16 protein-coding genes are annotated in these 19,976 nt (G+C 42.0%); all 16 read right to left on the reverse strand.

Translation table 11 applies throughout. The features are described 5' to 3' along the window. Positions 1–250: 250 nt before the first annotated feature. On the reverse strand, positions 251–1,216 hold the full coding sequence (locus FN960_RS15675; RefSeq protein ID WP_143849796.1) for an ABC transporter permease: 966 nt from the start codon (positions 1,214–1,216) through the stop codon (positions 251–253). Beyond that, positions 1,216–2,268 (reverse strand): ABC transporter permease, encoded by a 1,053-nt coding sequence (locus tag FN960_RS15680; protein ID WP_143849837.1) that lies wholly within the window; start codon positions 2,266–2,268, stop codon positions 1,216–1,218. Before FN960_RS15680 ends, FN960_RS15675 begins: the two co-directional genes overlap by 1 nt. An 11-nt stretch (positions 2,269–2,279) precedes the next feature. After that, a complete protein-coding gene (locus FN960_RS15685; protein ID WP_143849797.1) occupies positions 2,280–3,806 on the reverse strand; it encodes an ABC transporter ATP-binding protein in 1,527 nt (508 codons plus the stop codon). A 168-nt stretch (positions 3,807–3,974) separates the two neighbouring features. Next, positions 3,975–5,084, reverse strand: a complete 1,110-nt coding sequence (locus FN960_RS15690) for a BMP family lipoprotein (RefSeq protein ID WP_185971065.1) — start codon at positions 5,082–5,084, stop codon at positions 3,975–3,977. 243 nt (positions 5,085–5,327) lie between these two features. Further along, on the reverse strand, positions 5,328–6,500 hold the full coding sequence (locus FN960_RS15695) for a CamS family sex pheromone protein (protein ID WP_143849798.1): 1,173 nt from the start codon (positions 6,498–6,500) through the stop codon (positions 5,328–5,330). A 28-nt stretch (positions 6,501–6,528) separates the two neighbouring features. Next, the gene (gene ligA / locus FN960_RS15700; protein ID WP_143849799.1) at positions 6,529–8,547 is read right to left on the reverse strand and encodes an NAD-dependent DNA ligase LigA; all 2,019 of its coding nucleotides are present in this window, start codon (positions 8,545–8,547) and stop codon (positions 6,529–6,531) included. Between the two features lie 14 nt (positions 8,548–8,561). After that, positions 8,562–10,778, reverse strand: coding sequence for a DNA helicase PcrA (gene pcrA, locus FN960_RS15705; RefSeq protein ID WP_143849800.1), 2,217 nt, complete (start codon positions 10,776–10,778; stop codon positions 8,562–8,564). A gap of 48 nt (positions 10,779–10,826) precedes the next feature. Next, positions 10,827–11,525, reverse strand: a complete 699-nt coding sequence (pcrB, locus tag FN960_RS15710) for a heptaprenylglyceryl phosphate synthase (RefSeq protein WP_143849801.1) — start codon at positions 11,523–11,525, stop codon at positions 10,827–10,829. Positions 11,526–13,040: 1,515 nt separating this feature from the next. After that, on the reverse strand, positions 13,041–13,973 hold the full coding sequence (locus FN960_RS15715) for a bile acid:sodium symporter family protein (RefSeq protein ID WP_143849802.1): 933 nt from the start codon (positions 13,971–13,973) through the stop codon (positions 13,041–13,043). 349 nt (positions 13,974–14,322) lie between these two features. Beyond that, positions 14,323–15,147: an ABC transporter ATP-binding protein gene (locus FN960_RS15720; protein ID WP_143849803.1), complete on the reverse strand. Its 825-nt coding sequence runs from the start codon at positions 15,145–15,147 to the stop codon at positions 14,323–14,325. 16 nt (positions 15,148–15,163) lie between these two features. After that, positions 15,164–16,141, reverse strand: a complete 978-nt coding sequence (locus FN960_RS15725; protein WP_438799894.1) for a FecCD family ABC transporter permease — start codon at positions 16,139–16,141, stop codon at positions 15,164–15,166. Positions 16,142–16,188: 47 nt separating this feature from the next. Then, complete coding sequence (locus FN960_RS15730) at positions 16,189–17,157, reverse strand: FecCD family ABC transporter permease (RefSeq protein ID WP_260682037.1); 969 nt, start codon at positions 17,155–17,157, stop codon at positions 16,189–16,191. Positions 17,158–17,271: 114 nt separating this feature from the next. Then, entirely contained in the window at positions 17,272–17,412 is a 141-nt protein-coding gene (locus FN960_RS22885) for a hypothetical protein (RefSeq protein ID WP_185971066.1), read from the reverse strand. A gap of 109 nt (positions 17,413–17,521) precedes the next feature. Next, positions 17,522–17,737 carry a ribosome rescue factor BrfA gene (brfA, locus tag FN960_RS15735; RefSeq protein WP_143849805.1) on the reverse strand — a complete coding sequence of 72 codons (216 nt, stop codon included), beginning with the start codon at positions 17,735–17,737 and terminating at the stop codon, positions 17,522–17,524. A gap of 158 nt (positions 17,738–17,895) precedes the next feature. After that, a complete protein-coding gene (locus FN960_RS15740; protein ID WP_143849806.1) occupies positions 17,896–18,474 on the reverse strand; it encodes a hypothetical protein in 579 nt (192 codons plus the stop codon). Between the two features lie 292 nt (positions 18,475–18,766). Further along, on the reverse strand, positions 18,767–19,945 hold the full coding sequence (locus tag FN960_RS15745; protein ID WP_143849807.1) for an NAD(P)/FAD-dependent oxidoreductase: 1,179 nt from the start codon (positions 19,943–19,945) through the stop codon (positions 18,767–18,769). Between the last annotated feature and the right edge of the window lie 31 nt (positions 19,946–19,976).

The following is a 19,976-nucleotide window of genomic DNA, read 5'->3' on the forward strand; positions in this document are numbered from 1 at the left end:
CATCGTCGCTACAGTTTGGTATTCCAACCGACAGCTTCATTGGGCGACTCTCCTACCCATCCGGCGTATTCCCAGCTCCATTGGGCGACACTGCCCTCCATCGGGCGTTTTCCTAGCTCCATTGGGCGACTCTCCTACCCATCCGGCGACTTCTGGCCCCCAGTGGGCGCAACCCCTCTCCATCAGGTGACCCATTCACTCTAAAAAACCCCGCTCACCTTCCCAGGCAAGCAGGGTTCCCACAATGCATTTATCTTGATCCTTTTAAATAAGCGGAGCCAAGTGCTTTTGGACCTTCTGAGCGTCCGACAAATCCTGCTAACGCAAGGATGGTCAGGACATATGGTGCGATGAGTAGGAAAACAGATGGTACGCTGGCGAGTAGCGGGATCTGAGCTCCGGTGATGCTGAGTGCTTGAGCGAAGCCGAAAAAAAGAGCGGCTCCCATGGCGCCAAGTGGATGCCATTTTCCAAAGATCAAGGCAGCAAGTGCCATAAATCCTTGACCGGCTATGGTAGTACCCGAGAATTGGCCAGTTACGGTAACAGCCAGTGCTGCTCCACCAAGTCCTCCAAAAGCACCACTGAGCATAACACCGATATAGCGCATACGGGTTACGTTAATACCCATAGTGTCAGCTGCTTGCGGATGTTCCCCGACAGAGCGAAGACGTAAGCCGAATGGCGTAAAGTAAATCACAAAGTAGACAACGACAGCAAGTCCAATTGCGATAAACGATGTGATGTATGTGTTTGAGAAAAACAGTGGTCCGATAAACGGAATGTCACTCAAGATGGGTACATCAAATCGATAAAAACGGTTTTGGATGTAGTCTGTTTGTCCTCTTCCATCGTAAATTAGTTTGATTAGGAATACGCATAGTCCAACGGCCAAAAAGTTTATCGCTACACCACTTACAACTTGGTCGGCACGAAAATGGATGGAAGCGACAGCATGTATTAAGGAGAAAAGAGCTCCAAATAATATAGCAGCCAGTAGGCCTAACCAGACTGAGGCGGCCCCCACTCCAGCAGCTTCAAGCGTTAGTGTTGTAACAATCGCTGAGAACGCACCTACTACCATAAGACCTTCTAAACCAATATTAATAACACCAGATCGTTCACTGAACAAACCACCTAGAGCCGTTAACATAAGGGGAGCTGCTGCATAGATCGCGGCAGGAACAACAAGAGCTAAAATCGCCATAATACTCATTATTGATTCCCCTCCTTCTTTTGAATTCGTAAAAGTACCCATCTAATAATATAACTTGACGCAACAAAGAAAATGATAAGAGCAATAACGATATCTATCAATTCATTTGGTACACCAGCTTGCGATTGCATTGTAATGGCACCTGATTTTAATCCACCAAACAATAGCGCAGATAAAAAGATCCCGACGGAGGTATTAGCTCCTAGTAGTGCAACGGCAATCCCATCAAATCCTATATTGGTAAACCCGGTCAAAATTGTCATGTAGCCAAACACACCTAGGCCTTGCATAGCTCCGGCAAGCCCAGCGAATGAGCCAGAGATTAGCATCGTAAAGATGACATTGCGACCTACATTCATTCCGGCATAACGAGAAGCATGTTGGTTAAAACCAACGGAACGAAGCTCGTAGCCAAGTGTCGTCTTCCAAAGAATAAACCACATGATGATACATGCCATAATAGCCACTATGATTCCGTAATGAATTCTTGAATAATCTGTAATGGATTCAAGAAATTCTGATTGCAAGGATGCGGTTGGTTGAATTGTTTCAGTTCGTTCGCCCGGAACGAGTAGATATGCTCGAATGATTGTGTTTACTACGTGATAAGCCACGTAGTTCATCATGATACTAACAATAACCTCATTTACATGAAATTTTGCTTTTAACAGACCTGGAACAAATGCCCAAATCGCTCCAGCTGCAGCACCTGCTAATATGGCAAGAGGCAAGTGAATGACCATTGGTGCATCAACGACAATACCAACGTACACAGCTGCTAGCCAACCTACGATAACTTGCCCTTCTACCCCGATGTTTAATAAACCTGCTCGATAAGCGAATGCTACTGCCAGACCAGATAAAATCAAAGGTGTCATCGCACGGATCGTTTCTCCAATGTAAAACGATTCACTAAATATCCCTGAAAATAGAGCGATATAACCTTCAATAGGATTATAACCACTCACAAGCATAATGATTCCGCCTACTAGTAAGCCAAGAAAGATCGCGATTAGAGGAATCGAAACATTAAACCAGCGGCTCCGGCTCATGAAAAATGATTTCATTCGGATTCACCTGCTTTCGCTTTTCCGCCAGCCATTAATAAACCAAGCTGTTGTTCGTTTGTTTCGCTGGCTTCTACAATGTCTACAATTTCACCATCATAAATAACAGCAATTCGGTCACTGACGTTTAATACTTCATCTAGCTCCAAAGACATTAGCAATACAGCTCGTCCTTTATCTCGTTCTTTTATTAAACGCTTATGAATGGTTTCAATCGCCCCTACATCTAAACCACGTGTAGGCTGAGCAGCAATTAACAATTCAGGTGAACGGTCGACTTCCCGGGCAATAATCGCTTTTTGCTGATTACCTCCAGAAAGTGCTCTTGCTTGTGTATGGGCACTAGGTGTCCTCACATCATAATCTTTAATTAGCTCTTCGGCTTTTTCGTAAAGAGCTTTATAATTCAAAATGGAGTACTTCGATAAAGGCTCTTTGTAATATGTTTGCAGTCCAATGTTTTCACCGACTGTAAAATTAAGAACGAGACCAAGTTTATGACGATCCTCAGGTATATGACCGATGCCTGATTCCGTCACTTTACGTGGTGAGAGGCCACTAAGGGTTTTGCCTTTTAGCTCAATTGAACCAGATTCAGCTTTCTTTAAACCGGTAATGGCTTCAATTAATTCAGATTGGCCGTTCCCCTCTACCCCAGCTAAACCAACAATTTCACCCGAGCGTATGCTCAGATTTAATGACTTAACCATCTCAATCCCGCGGCTGTCTTTAACTGTGAGATCTTTAACAGAAAGGACCGTTTCCTTAGGCTCTGCAGGAGTTTTATCTACTTTAAAGTTAACTTCACGTCCTACCATCATATTGGCAAGCTGCTGTGTATCCGTATCAGCTACATCCACTGTACCGATGCCCACGCCACGTCGAATAACGGTACAACGATCACAAATCGCTTTTATTTCCTTTAGCTTATGTGTAATCATAATAATTGATTTACCTTCAGCCACAAGTGTCTTCATAATGCCCATAAGCTCTTTGATCTCTTGTGGAGTAAGAACAGCTGTAGGCTCATCAAAGATTAGAATATCTGCGCCACGGTATAACGTTTTCAAGATTTCAGCACGCTGCTGCATACCAACGGAGATATCTTCAACCTTTGCATAGGGATCCACAGAGAGACCATATCGTTTAGAAATCTCGGCGACTTCTTTAGCTGCTTTTTTTAGATTGATTCTTCCGCCCTTAGTTGGCTCACTACCTAAAATTATATTCTCTGTAACATTAAATTTCTCAACAAGCATAAAATGCTGGTGCACCATGCCGATACCTAGACGGTTGGCTTCATTTGGGTCCGTGATATTAACCTTCTCACCTCGAACCTTAATTTCACCTTTTTCTGGTTGATACAGTCCAAACAAGACATTCATGAGTGTCGATTTCCCTGCACCATTTTCGCCAAGAAGTGCATGAATTTCACCTTTTTTTACCTGAAGCGTTATGTTGTCATTTGCTACGATGCCCGGAAATTCTTTGCGGATCCCGTTCATTTCAATGACATAGCTCATCGTGTTCACTCCTTGCTTCGAATAACCGAATATGCTGCCGTTATGTAAAGGATCGCTGATGAACAGGACCGAAGCCATTCATCAACCATCCTTTTTTAGCGCAGCTATCATACATGAAACAAAGGCTAGTAAGCACTAGCCTTTGTCTTTCTATACATAAGTCGCTATTTATTGCTCTAGAAATGCGTCGTATTCTTCATCCGTTTGAGGAACGTCGATTTCACCATTAGCAATTTGTGCTTTATAATCTTCAACTGCACTTAGATCTTCTTCTGAAAGATTTTGTTCAGACTCAGAAATATCAATTGCAGAATCCTCTAAACCGAATTCTAGTACTTCTCCACCAGGGAAGTTACCGTTCATTGTGTCTTCAGAAACAATTTGTACAGCTTGGTCTGTGCGTTTAACCATAGAAGTTAACGTTACAGATTCTTCACCGTATAAACCTTCTTCATACTGGTCACGGTCAACACCGATTACCCATACATTTTCGTTGTTACGTGCACGGTTGATCGCTTCTGTAAATACTCCGTTACCTGAATCTCCAGCAGCATGATAGATAATATCAATGCCATTTGAGTACATTGTGTTAGCAATTTGTTGTGCTCTTGTTGGATCGTTAAAGTCTGCAACATATTGAACTTCAATCTCAGCATCTGGGTTTACAGATTTCACGCCTGCTTTAAAACCATTTTCAAACTTCTTAATTAGAGTACCTTCTACTCCACCTAAAAATCCTACTTTATCTGTTTCAGAGTTCATTGCAGCAATAACGCCTACTAAGAATGAACCTTCATGTTCTTTAAATGTAATGTTTGCGATGTTTGGAATGGTATCGCCATTTTCATCAGCTACAACTGTATCAACGATTGCAAGTTGTGCATCTTCGTTTTGAGTTGCAACAGTACGAATAGCATCCTCCATTAAGAATCCAATACCCCAAGTTAAATCATAATCTTCACGAACTAGTTGGCGTAGGTTTGGTTCAAAATCATCTAGGCTGCCTGACTGTAGGTAGCTATAATTAGTGTTCTCTTCAAGACCATGCTCAGCACCAAATGCTTGCATACCTTCCCATGCAGACTGGTTAAATGACTTATCATCAATTCCACCTACATCTGTAACCATACCTACTGTAAAATCTGCAGCTTCTGTTGCTTCTCCGTCTCCAGATCCTGTGCTTTCATCATTCGTGTTGTCCTCACCTGATGAACCACATGCAGACAGTGCAAGAACCGCTGCCGTTGTTAATGTAAGTGTACTTAACCACTTTTTCAAACGAATTGCCCCCTTTTATTTATACATCCCACCCCTTTGCATATGGCTTGTCCACCTGCAAAGAGCAGTTGTAAATGAGCGGCCCTAGTCATCAGATGTCTGATGACCACCCTTCTCTCATGTCTAACCGAATTTACTATATCATGTAAAGCTTAAATGTTAAATACTTTTTTGAGATTGTTACAAATTTGCTCAAAAAAGCTCGAATCTCCACCAATAATAGGAAAAATAAGGCTCGTTTCTTTAGTCCATCACATGGATAAAGGGCTCTTCACCAGGCTCTCCAACAATTAAACTTTCCTGAGTACCATTCACTGAACTTATATTCACTTCCACTCTTATATCATCATAATACTCTGGGATAAGAGAAGCGACAAATTGAGTTAAGGCAACGATCTCTGTTTTGCCATTGTAGCGAAGTGGAATATCTACAGTTAACTCAGTTAAGCGGTCGTCCTGATAAAATCCTCTACCGACAACTCCCACATATGTGTTAAAGAAGTTTTGGATTTGATCTTGGAACCTTGAGAACTCATCTGAATCATCTCTTACATCTTGATTGGCTCGATCAGATGGGAATAAATAATTGTTCTCATTGATCGATTGCCAGCCTCCAAGCTCCCCATTTGGTTCTGCGATGGACGCCTGTAAGTAAGAACCTGAGATGACAGACTCTCTAGGCTGTTCACGAAATAAGCCAACAACAATTGGAATATTATTAAATGCCCCTTCTTCGCGTTCTTGATCACGTAAGCGAGCAACAATTTCGTTTGCAATTCGTTCGCCATCTTCAATACTTATTTCGTTATCTACAGCCGTATCATAGAAGTTATATCGCCCTTGATCATCTTCAGTTCGGAAATGGTACACACTGTTTAGTGAAACACCAATTACAATGCCACCTAACTCAATTTCACCATTATCATTTTCAACCATATAGTTCTGCTCAAGAATATGAGACAGGGTTCTTGGATTACTCTCTTCTTGCTCTCTTCTATTATCTCCATCGCCTAAAGGTGGATTTAATCCAAGGGGATTATCCTCTTCATCATATCGTCTTAACCAACTATTTAGTTCGTCACGGTTAATGAATTGTCCCTCTCTTAACGAGTATTGCTCTTGTGGGAAATGCTCTTTGGCAATACGAGTTAAACCCATCTCAAGCTGATCAAGATCAAGTCGGTTATACACTACATCTGTTCCAAAACCACGAGTTACACCACTCATATATTGACCATTAAATAGGATCGCTTGATAATAGTTCTCTGGTGAAGAGACCGGCGGGACAATCGTAATTTCTTGATCATTATTTGGATTCTCTACCTCTGTTTCCTCAGGCTCCTCTTGAGTAAAAGGAAAACAACCTGTCATCACTAGAATTAAAGGTAAAGAAACCAATCCCCATCTTTTAAACATGAACCAACTTGCCCCTCTCGTACATTATTTATGTTTGGTCCAGCTCTTGTAATAATTTTGCTTCATCCCATATTTCAATTCCAAGATCTTCGGCTTTGCTTCGCTTCGAACCGGCATCTGTACCCGCAATAACAAGATCTGTTTTTTTACTAACACTTCCCGTCACTTTACTGCCAAGTGCTTCGAGCCGTTCTTTTGCCTCTTCTCTGGAGAGTTCTTCTAGCTTTCCTGTTAGGACCACTGTTTTCCCCATAAAAAATGACTCTTCATCTGCTGTGCTGGCTGTATTTAGAGCCGGACCCGTATATGTTAAATTTAGACCTACTTGCTGTAATCGTTCAAGAAGATCGTGTACCTCTGGTTTCTCAAAATAACTAACGATGGAATCAGCCATTTTTTCACCAATTTCATCAACAGCGACTAATTGTTCCTTTGTCGCTTGACTTAATCGGTCCATGGTTTGGAAGTGCTGAGCTAACGTTTTTGCTGCTTTTGCACCTATAAATCGAATCCCTAACCCAAACAATACTCGTTCCATCGAGTTCGACTTAGAAATCTCTATTGAGTGTAACAGATTTTCGACTGACTTTTCTCCCATTCGTTCAAGCTTCAATAATTCTTCCTTCTCTAATGTATACAAATCTGCCACATTTCCTATTAATTGATGGGCAAATAATTGAGTAATGACCTTTTCTCCTAAGCCATCAATGTTCATTGCCGTTCTTGAGACAAAGTGAATAAGTCCTTCTCGTATTTGAGCTGGGCACTCTGGGTTGATGCAGCGAAGTGCTACTTCACCTTCTAGTCGTACAAGCTCACTTTCACATTCCGGGCAATGAGTGGGCATATGAAATTCCCGCTCTTCCCCTGTTCGCAAATCAACTAGAACATTCACAACTTCAGGGATAATATCTCCTGCTTTTTTCACGACAACCGAATCTCCAAGCTTTACATCCTTCTCACGAATAAGATCTTCGTTATGTAGCGAGGCTCTTCTCACTGTTGTTCCAGCAACGGATACAGGCGTAAGCAAAGCTGTAGGAGTTATAGCGCCAGTCCGACCAACTGTTAACTCAATGTCCAACAGCTTTGTCACAACCTCCTCTGCTGGAAATTTATACGCTGTGGCCCATCGTGGACTTTTAGCCGTAAAGCCCATTTCTTTTTGCAGGGCTAAAGAGTCCACTTTAATGACGATGCCGTCAATTTCATACGACAAATCGTGTCGCTTCTCCACCCATTTTTCAGTATAGGCAATGACATCTTCAATGGTTTCACATTTGGTTGTCTCTGGATTCACTTTAAATCCAGCGTCTTTTAAAAAGGTTAACCCTTCATAGTGTGAATGAATTTCTTTGCCCTCAAGCTCTCCAATTGAATATACAAACATAGACAGGTTACGTTTAGCAGCAATTTTTGGATCTAACTGGCGTAACGATCCCGCAGCCGCATTTCGAGGATTGGCAAAAGGCTCTTCGTCTGCTTCTTTTTTAGCTTCATTTAATGCTTCAAAGGAGGCTTTTGGCATGTATGCCTCTCCACGAACCTCTAAATTCACATCCGACTTTATGCGAAGAGGGATGGCCGATACGGTTTTCAAATTACTTGTAATATCCTCACCTGTCGTCCCGTCTCCTCTTGTTGCTCCCCGCACAAGCTTGCCAGATTCATACGTTAATGAAACAGCAAGCCCATCTATTTTCAGCTCACAAATATATGCAACATCCTCTTCACCCGCGAATTGACGCACACGACGGTCAAAATCTCGCAGATCCTGTTCATTAAATGCATTCCCTAAGCTCATCATCGGTACGTTGTGAGAAACCTTCGTAAAATAAGGAAGCGGCGCACCGCCAATACGAACAGATGGAGAATCCTCTGTAACCAAATCAGGAAATTGCTCTTCAATTGTAAGAAGCTCCTGTAACAATGTGTCGTACTCTTGATCCGGTACAATTGGATTGTCCAGCACATAGTAATAATAGCCATACTTCTCCAGCTTCTCTCTTAATTCCTCAAGCTGTTTTTTGGCTTGATCCTTGTCCATTCTGCTCGTCCTTTCTATTCTTTCGTAATCGGTGCAAATTGAGCAAATAGCCTTTTTACACCTGTTGGTGGCTGAAAGGCAATATCTAGCTCAACGGACTGCCCTTCTCCTTTTATACTTACAACCGTTCCCACACCCCATTTTTTGTGGTGTGCTTTGTCTCCAACACTCCATTCAAAGCTGTCTCCACCGGTCGATACCGCTTGTGGTCTAACCGGTCTTGATGGGCGCGTAGTAGGAGCAGCGGTTCTTGATCTCATCGATCTTTCTGGCTGTTCACCAAGAAGCTCCACAAATTCTTCGGGAATTTCTTTTAAAAATCGAGAAGGAGGATTAGCGCTTGTCCGACCAAAGATCGTTCTCGTTCTAGCATTGGTCATAAATAGTTGCTTTTCTGCTCTAGTGATCCCAACATACGCTAAACGTCGCTCTTCTTCCATCTCATCCTGTTCAAACAGTGATCGGCTATGTGGAAATAATCCTTCCTCCATACCAATAAGAAAGACTAATGGGAACTCCAGCCCTTTAGCAGAATGCAATGTCATCATCGTAATAGCATCCTTAGGTCCAGTCTCTTGCTTATCATCTAACTGATCAATATCTGCTACTAGTGCTAGATCCGTTAAAAAGGCTACTAGGGTCTTATCCTCGCTACGCTTCTCAAATTCTGTAGTAACAGTAATAAACTCATCAATGTTCTCAAGTCTACTTTGAGCTTCAAGGGTCTGTTCATTTTTTAGGGCTTCACGATAACCTGTTTTATCAAGGACTTCTTCTACAAGTTCCGTCACGGATAAATAATCTTGCATCTGTGCCCAGTTGGCAATCTGATCACGAAACTCCTTGAGCTTACCAAGCGCGCGAGCTGTTACGCCCATTTCTTCCGCCTCAAACAATGCGCGATGCATAGATATTCCATTCTGTAGAGCGTAAGCGAGGACTTTATCAATCGTGGTTGCCCCTAATCCTCGTTTAGGAACATTCACAATTCGCTGTAAGCTGATATCGTCATCTAAGTTGGAAATAAGGCGTAGATATGCAAGCACATCTTTAATTTCTTTACGATCGTAGAATTTAGTTCCGCCAACAATATTGTAGTCAAGATTAGATTTAACGAAAAATTCCTCAATAATACGCGATTGCGCGTTTGTACGATACAAAATTGCTATATCTGAATACGAGTAGCCTGCTTCTTGAACGGCGTTACGGATCTGCTGTACAACAAAGTGAGCTTCATCCTGCTCCGTCGCACCAGAGAACTGACCAATTTTATTTCCTTCATCATTTTCAGTCCAAAGATTCTTAGGTTTTCTATTAGCATTATTATTAATGACTTTATTTGCTGCATCCAGAATTCGTTTGGTTGAACGATAATTCTGCTCTAACAAAATCACAGCTGCATTAGGGTAATCTTCTTCAAACGAAAGAATATTACCGATGTCTGCACCACGCCATTTATAGATTGACTGATCAGAATCCCCAACCACACATACATTTTTCAAACGGGCTCCCAGCATATTTACAAGCATATATTGAGCTTTGTTTGTATCCTGATATTCATCCACATGAATATATTGAAACTTACGCTGATAAAATTCCAATACTTCAGGAACAAGCTTAAATAGCTCTATGGATTTCATAATTAAATCATCAAAATCCAGAGCGTTGTTCTGCTTAAGTCTTTTTTGATATTCTGTATAAACATCTGAAGCAACCTCTTGAAAAGGACCTGTTGCTTTAGTCGCGAAATCAGTTGGTTTTTGCAGTTCGTTTTTTGCAGAACTAATAGAGGCCAAAATACTTTTGGCATCAAACTTCTTAGGATCAATATTTTGCTTTTTTAAAATTTGCTTTATGACGGATAATTGATCCGTGGAGTCCAGAATAGAAAAGCTGCGGCTATAGCCAATGCGATCAATGTCCCTACGTAAGATCCTCACACACATGGAATGGAACGTAGAAATCCAAATATCCTCTGCAATCGGTCCAACCAGTCCTGCCACCCGATCCTTCATCTCACGAGCTGCTTTATTGGTGAACGTGATGGCCAGTACATTCCAAGGAGCCACCTCTTTTTCACGTAACAAATAAGCAATACGATGAGTAAGGACTCTTGTTTTCCCACTCCCCGCACCTGCCATCAGTAGCAACGGTCCATCCGTTGTAATTACTGCTTGTTTCTGCTCGGGATTTAAACCCGCTAACATTTTCTCGACAATCTTACTTTGCATACAACCACCACCAAACAAATGTTCTTAAACTTATCTTACTAAACTCTTCTAAGAAAGCAAGTCTCCTTTTACCGCTTGTACTGTCTTTAGAGCTTCTTTTAGATTTTCATATATGACATTTCCAACAATGATCGTATCAGCATATGCGGCCATTTCCTCCGCCTGTTCTTTTGTTGTAATGCCCCCACCATAAAATAACCTGGTTTGCTCTAATACCGATGCGGCTTGCTTCACAATATTGGCATCACCATACGTACCACTATATTCAATATAAAAGATAGGTAACTTGTAAAGACGCTCCGCCATTCGTGCATAAGCTAATACATCCTCAGCATCTAACTCCGTATTCGCCTCTGTGAGCTGCGCCGCCTTAGCCTCAGGGTTTAAGATACAGTACCCCTCCGGAATGATTTCGTCCCAATTCATAATAGCCCCATACTCTTTAATGGCATCATGATGATGACCCGTGATCCAGTCAGTATTTCGCGCATTAAGCACAGTCGGTATAAAGAAATAATCGAATCCCGGTGTGATTGATTCCTGATTTGAAATTTCCAGTGCGCATGGAACAGCATAACGTCTAATGCGAACAAGCAATTGCAGCGTGTTATCAAGGGTCACACCATCCGTACCACCTACAATTATTGCATCTGTTCCCGATTCACACAGGGCTTCTAAGTCCTCATCAGAAAGCTCCTTATTTGGATCAAGCTTAAAAATATGCTTCCACTGTTTAAAATCAGCCATACTTGATCAACTCCTACTTCTATGCATAAAAAAAGCCGCCTCTGCGGACATTCATTTATATCTTTCAGTCAATGTTTCGTAGATTTATTATAACAAAAATTATATGGGTTGTCGTCTTAACGTCGTCCAAATGACGTCTATTTTTATCGTTAAGATGCTCAGGTTTTTATGGGATTGTGCGTTTTGATACTTTAGGAGGAGCGTAAGATGTGCAGAGGGAGATTTAGAGAATCTAACAAGACGAATTGCTTCGGTGTTAAGAACATATGGCTTGGTAGCAAGAGCGGGAGGGCCTTACCAAGAAGAGTAGCTTCGGTATCAAGAACATTCGGCTCTTTACCATGAGCGGGATGGCCTTACCAAGATAGATTGCTTTGGCACCAAGAACATTTGCCTCCTTACCAAGATCGAGAGGGCCTTACCAAGATGAAATGCTTCGGCACCAAGAAGATTTGGCTCTTTACCAAGAGAGGGATGGCTTTACCAAGATGAAATGCCTCGGCACCAAGAACAGTTGGCTCGTTACCAAGAGCGAGAGGGTCTTACCAAGAAGAGTGGCATCGGCACCAAGAACATTCGACTCGTTACCAAGAGCGAGAGGGTCTTACCAAGATGAATTGCGTTGGCACCAAGAACATTTAGCTCGTTACCAAGAGCAGGAGGGTCTTACCAAGATGAATTGCGTTGGCACCAAGAACATTTAGCTCGTTACCAAGAGCAGGAGGGCCTTTCCAAGAAGAGTGGTATCGGCACCAAGAACATTCGACTCGTTACCAAGAGCGGGAGGGTCTTACCAAGACGAATCGCTTCGGCACCAAGAACATTCGGCTCGTTACCAAGAGCGGGAGGGCCTTACCAAGACAAATTGCCTCAACACCAAGAACATTTGCTCCTTACCAAGATCGAGAGGGCCTTACCAAGAAGAATCGCTTCGGCACCAAGAACATTCGGCTCGTTACCAAGATCCGGAGCACCTTACCAAGACGAATCGCCTCAACACCAAGAACATTTGCCTCCTTACCAAGAGCGGGAGGGCCTTACCAAGACGAATCGCCTCAACACCAAGAACATCTGCCTCCTTACCAAGAGCAAGAGCACCTTACCAAGACAAATTACCTCAACACCAAGAACATCTGCCTCCTTACCAAGATCCGGAGCACCTTACCAAGACAAATCGCCTCAACACCAAGAACATCTGCCTCCTTACCAAGAGCAAGAGCACCTTACCAAGACAAATCGCCTCAACACCAAACCAAGAACATCTGCCTCCTTACCAAGAGCAAGAGCACCTTACCAAGACAAATCGCCTCAACACCAAGAACTTTCGGCTTTTTACCAAGAGCAAGAGCACCTTACCAAGACGAATCGCCTCAACACCAAGAACATCTGCCTCCTTACCAAGAGGAATACCAACTTCAGTAAGAAGAATCCACTCCTCACCAAGAGCCCCCAATCCATCTCATCAAAAAACGACCCCATACCACAGCACTAATGCGGTACGGGGTTCTTGTGTGATTATTTCTCCACCGGTTTTTTAGACCAGATCGAGACCATGATTGGTCCGGTGATGTTATGAATGACGGAGAAGATGGCGCTTGGCAATGCTGTGATTGGTTCAAAGTAAGTGGTAGCAAGTGATGCTCCTAATCCTGAATTTTGCATGCCAATTTCGATTGATACTGCTCGTTTTTTTGTTTCGTCTAATTTAAACAACCATGCTGTGACATAGCCTAGCAGAAGGCCGAATGTATTATGCAGCAAAACAACGATAAACAATATACCAGCTGTTACAGCTAAATTGTCTTTATTGACTGCTACTACGGCGGTCACAATGGCCAGGATAGCTAAGATAGACACGAGTGGGAGCGCTCCAACACTTTTGTCGACGGTGCCTGGTAAAAATCTGCGTAGCAAAATTCCTAAAGCAATCGGAATAATGATAACGTTCACGATTGACATAAACATCGACCCTGGATCGACATCGACCCATTGACTGGCTAACAGAAACATAATGGCAGGGGTCATGATTGGTGCAAGTAAGGTAGAAATAGACGTCATAGCCACCGATAATGGAAGATCCCCTTTTGCAAGAAACACCATCACATTAGAGGCTGTCCCCCCTGGGCAAGCTCCAACCAATATAACTCCAACTGCTAATTCATAAGGTAAATTAAAAACTTGAGTCAGTGCAAAGGCGATGCCTGGCATTAACACGAACTGCGCTACGACTCCTATTATTACTGGAGTGGGTCTTTTAGCTACTATAGCAAAGTCAGAGGCCTTCATAGTTAGACCCATACCAAACATAATTACACCTAAAAGAAACGTAATGTGAGGTTGGATCCATGTGAAGGCACCCGGTACTAAAAAGGCAGTCACACTAACAAAAATGACAATTAACGCAAAGTACTTACTAATAACCTGTCCAATTCTCTCTACTACGTGCATATTTTTTCCTCCCCTAAAACGTTCTAATAATTCTAACATTCTTTCGCACTAAAACGCTATAAAGGATTAAACTTTTTCTGATAAATAAAACCCTTAGCTATTAAGCTTAGGGCGTGTTTTGGAACCTATATAGTTGATGAGAAGATTACATTAAAAGCGAAAGACCTTTCACTATACCTGCTAACACTGCCCAACAAGGTAAGCTGATGAGTAAAGCCCAACCCGATCCGATGACGATGTTCTCTTCAGACTCCATAACACGGCTCCTCTCCTCTTGTTATACCCAAATTATAAGGCGCACATATTAATTGGAGATAAAGCCAGTGTTAAGATTATTCATCAATTTTGTTTAAGCATATGCATAGGTTTGCTTAGAACCAACAACGGTTTTGCTGATAAGATCGTAGGTTAAGCAAACGGGTTTATTTGTACGCGGGTCTTTTACGACTTCAGCGTCAATATGGAAAACGCGCTCTAACACCTCACGAGTCATTACATTTTCCGGAATTCCTTCTTTAATGATTGAACCAGAATTCAACGCCACCATGTGATGAGCAAAACGAGCAGCATGATTTAAATCATGTATAACCATTACAATTGTCCGGTTCTGCTCCTTATTTAATTGCTCGAGCAATTGCAGAATTTCTAATTGATGGGCAAGATCTAAGTAAGTTGTTGGTTCGTCTAATAGGAGCAGGTCCGTTTCCTGCGCTAATGCCATTGCAATCCATACTCTTTGGCGCTGCCCCCCGGATAATGCATCAATTGAGCGGTCATGAAACTCAAGCATACCAGTCACCTCAAGGGCCCAATAGACAATCTCATGGTCTTCCTTAGTGAGCTTTCCGAAGCCCTTTTGATGTGGGAAACGACCATATGATACAAGCTCTGTAACAGTTAACCCACTTGGAGCTTCAGGTGTTTGTGGTAGGATTGCCATCTTCTTAGCAATAGTTTTAGTAGATTCTTTATGAATGGCGGTTCCATCTAAGTATACGGCTCCTTTTTTTGCAGCTAGAATCCGTGCCATCGTTTTTAAGATCGTTGACTTTCCACATCCATTCGGTCCAATGATGGTGGTAATTTGACCTTCTGGAATCTCTATATCTAGCCCTTTTACTATTTCACGATCTCCGTATGCGATATCTAAGCCTTCAGTTGACAATCTAACCATACTAACCACTCCTTAATTATGGGGTTTTTATTAACAGGTATATAAAGTACGGGGCACCAAGAACCGCCACCACAATCCCGACTGGAATTTCAGAAGGTTGGAGCAGGTTACGACCCAGAATATCCGCGACTAATAATATTAACGAGCCAATAAGGGCAGAAGCTGGAATTAAGACCTGATGCTTTGGTCCAACTAATCGTCTCGCAATATGCGGAGCTACTAACCCAAGAAAAGCAATGCCTCCGGCTACTGATACGCATGCTCCCGCTAAGGCAACCGAGATAAATAATAGAATTCGTCGTTCCCGTTCGACTCGAGTGCCTAAATTTGTAGCAACCTGATCGCCCAAATTTAATACATTCAAAAATCTTGCTTTATATAAAGCGAGTGGCAGCAGTATGACAATCCACGGAAGGGCCGCTAGTACAAACTTCCAATTTGTTCCCCAGATACTACCTGCAATCCAAATGGTGGCTTGCATAAAATCTCTAGGGTTCATTTTTAATTGAAAAATTATTAAGGCTGCGCCAAACGCTGCATTTACACCAATTCCAACTAATATTAGCCTTACCGGCGTAATCCCTTTTTTCCATGCCAATGTATAAATCAATAAAGCGGCTGTGCCCGCACCAACTAATGCGAAAAAAGGCATGATAAAGATGGAGAGAGTACCCAGACCCGTTAATGAGCCTTGGAAAAAATAGATAAATAGAACAACAGCCAAGCCTGCGCCTGCATTAATGCCTAAAATACCCGGATCAGCTAGACCGTTCTGAGACACCCCTTGCAGGATCGCGCCAGAAACAGCTAAACCCGCACCAACTAATAAGGCAATCACCATTCTCGGAAGTCTAAATTGAAAAAGAACTAAAGCGTCCCTCTCTTCTCCACTTCCAGTAAGTGTGCGGAGCACGTCCATGGGTGCAATGCGAATAAGTCCTAAATTTAAGCTTACAAAAAACATAACAATGATCGTTATAACAAGTATCCCCATAACGATGTATGGGCGCTTACTCGTTCTTGTTATCGTTGAAAGATCCATTATAGCCCCCTCCCTTCACGTCTAGCGAGATAGAGGAAGAACGGCACGCCAATCATTGTTGTAATAGCGCCAACAGGTGTTTCAAAAGGTGGATTCACCATTCGTGCTCCGATATCTGCAAGCACCAATAGCAGCCCTCCTAGTATAGCTGAGCAAGGGATAATCCAGCGATAATCAACACCCACAAGAAAGCGAGTAATATGTGGAATGATGAGCCCGATAAATCCAACAGTCCCTGCCACCGACACGGCAGCTCCTGTTAGCAAAAGCACCACAACTGTACCCAATACTTTTACAAGGCGAGTACGCTGTCCCAACCCTTTCGCCACATCATCACCAAGGCTTAATACCGTAATAGAACGTGACAAAATGATAGCTAAAGCAAGTCCAATTAGCGCCACAGGAACAATAAGCTGAATACTAAGCCATCTGGTGCCTGCTAAACCTCCTGCAAACCAAAAGCTAATATCCTGAGCCACATCAAAGCGAATGGCAATAGCAGATGAAATGGCACTTAAAAAGGCACCCACAGCCGCACCAGCAAGTGCAAGCTTCACGGGTGTAAGACCTCCCCTGGATACTGAACCAATTCCAAAAACCAAACATGCTCCCAAACCAGCTCCAGCAAATGAAAAGAGCATGAGTTGTAAGGAGGACGTATGGGGGAAGAAAGCAAAGGCAATGGCAATAGCAAAGGCAGCGCCATCTGTCACGCCCATAATGGACGGGGAAGCGAGTGGGTTTCTTGTCATTCCTTGCATGATAGCACCGGAAACAGCTAGAAAGGCTCCTACCAGCCCTGCTCCAAGAGCTCTTGGCATGCGAAGCTCTTGAATGATTTGGTGCTGAGTTAGGTCCGGATTAAAATGAAGAAGTGCATTCCACACTGTCTGCAAATCAATATCTGCTGCACCTAGTGAAATGGAGATACCCATTGATAGCACCAGTAAAGCAAGGCCGGCAATCATAATAATTGTAGCAACTAATGGTCTTTTTTGGATATCTTTAATATGCTGCTCTGTACTTGCACTCCTACTTTGCTTTACTCCCGGCCCCATTCAAGCTCCACCTTATCCTATCGTCTACCAATGCATGTCTGTTTGCTCTGATACATATTCTTCAACATGATGATCTTCCCATAGTACAAGAATCACACCGTTTAATTCATCAACAATGTAACCTGTTAAGCCATCCACTCTGCTGATCTTATGCTCTGCAAACAAAGACACACCTCTCCTTTTATCTATTTAAAAGACGAATTATATTAACATTGATAATCATTATCATACAGGATGTTTAGATACAAGTAAACGACTCTTTTATAAATTTTGATTAGAAAATAAAGCATGTTCCCAAAAAAAAAGAATCATTATCTTCGTGTGAAGAAAAATGATTCTTGGATTTTCGCTTATAAAGGTAATCTTTTTTAGTTTTAGTTATTCTAGTTGATAAATCAACAAACGCATACGGACTGCGGTTTTCTGAAGGATTTCTTCTTCCCTCTCTTTCAATCTTCATTCTTTTCTTTTTTGCTTTGGAACGTGCCATAATTCTCATCTCCCTCACTCAAGGTAATTTCCATTATACAGGGGATGAATAAATTTGGCGAGGGTAGTTTCTAAGAATAATTATAATAGATCTTTTTTTAACACAATTTGGCTCAAGATAGCCGAATATTCATTTGTAACAATATTGCATGATTTCAACTAGCTGACTGATTCATAAGTAAAATCTTCAAATCGAATATCCACGTTCTCTTGACTGATTGTATTCATAAGATCTACTTGATCTTGAGAAGTTATTGGTAAACCTATTGGTATTGCAGTATTATCTTGAATGACACCTATTGTTTCTTCATCAAGAACAACCAAATAATTATCCCAAACCATGTCTCCGTCTGTATTACCCAGGCTAAATGAAAATGATACATCTTTAATGGGTTCCCCTATACGATTAAATCCTAAGAAAACCATTTGCTGATTACCTTCACTATCAACAATCATTGTCATCGATTCTACAGAAAAATCATTATCAGCCCCAGCATCAGGGTTATCACTAACATACATATCAAGCTGTTGATACAATTCATTATTTTCTGTTGTAACACCAGCCTCTTCATCAGACTTTGTCAATTGTAGCTGAATAGGTTCTTTTTCATTGCTACTAGCGGAGGCCTCATTCATTTCCTCATCTTGCTCCTCTCTTGCATCATAAACATCAAAAGAAAAACTGCAAGCGGATAAAAATAGTAAACTAACAAACATAGCAACATTGAGTCGTCTCATTACAACATCTCTCCTCTATTATTATTATTAATTGTTGCTGATAATGCTGAGTGAAAGTAGTGCATACTCGTTTAGAATTGCTCTTTCATTTCTTTCATAAGTGATAAAACAATCTAATCTTCGTATGTAAGAAATAAATCCACCAAAATATATTTACCCTATTTTTACTTTTTTAACACCTATTTTGTTTAAAAACAAATTTATCATTGCATGGTCATAACAGTTAAAAAGCTTGCGGCCAGATCAATGATCAGCCGCAAGCCCCAACACTCTCTATAATAATTACTTTCCTCTAATACGCTAAGCTAAATAATCCTTTAATGTGCGTTAGATAACGAACATTGCTTGCTTCCTTCATTAAAGAAGCCGGTATGCCTTTAAGTGGTGTAGCATTCTCACCAATAATTGCTACCGCATCCTTACGTCCAAGACTGGCTAACGTACCAGAATCAATGGGGCTAAAAGGCTGACACTCTCTTCCTTCTAGGTAAGCATAAAGGTTATAGCCCACTAGCTCACCCATTTGCCAAGCAATTTGCGCTGTTGGCGGGTAAGGTCTGCCATCTTGTCCAAAATAGACTGCGCTATCCCCCACTACGAATACATCTTCATGAGATGTGGATTGTAAACCTTCTGTGACCGTGGCGCGGCCGCGATTAACCTCTAGACCGGATTCAGCCACAAGCGGATTCCCTTGTACACCACCCGTCCAAACAAAGGTGTTAGCAATAATTTGTTGACCATCCTTTAAGTCAATGACATTTCCGTCAACATTCGTTACGGCAAGGCCTGTTAAAAATTCAACACCGCGCTTGGTAAGGCTTTTTATAGCGCGTTCAATTAAATGGTCTGGGAGAACAGGAAGGATTTTTGGGCCAGCTTCTACAAGCTTCAGCTTAATTTCCTTAGGATCAACGCCCAATGTTCTGATGAACGCTGGCAGTGTGTCTGCTAGTTCTCCAACTAATTCTACACCCGTTAAACCACCGCCACCAATTACGATGGTTGCGTCTGCTTCGTTTTTTGTTTTAGCATATTCACGAATTCGTTCTTTAATGTGCTCATACACTTGGTTGGCATCTGCGGCTGATTTTAATACCAAGCTATTTTCTTCAAGTCCTGGAATACCAAAATAAGCTGTTTTACTGCCAAGTCCAACTACTAGAGCATCATACTGTAGGGTAGTACCGTCAGATAGCATAACTTCTTTTTGATCAACCGAAAAAGAATTCACAGTCGCGATCTTTAAATCAATTTCTTTCCCTTTGAATAGCTTTTCTAGTGGCATGGCTACCGCTTGTTCTTCAACATTGCCAGCTGCCAATCGATGGAGCTCAGTAATAATTTGGTGTGTCCCTGTTTGGTTAACCACTGTAACCTTTGCTTGAGATTCATTATAATAATTCCTAACTGTTAAAGCAGATAAAAGTCCGCCATAACCAGCACCTAAGATGACAATATGTTTTGACATTCTTTTTTCCTCCATTTTTAGTCGCTTTTAA

This window comes from Alkalicoccobacillus porphyridii (assembly GCF_007293315.1).
Taxonomy (GTDB): Bacteria; Bacillota; Bacilli; order Bacillales; family Bacillaceae_D; genus Alkalicoccobacillus; species Alkalicoccobacillus porphyridii.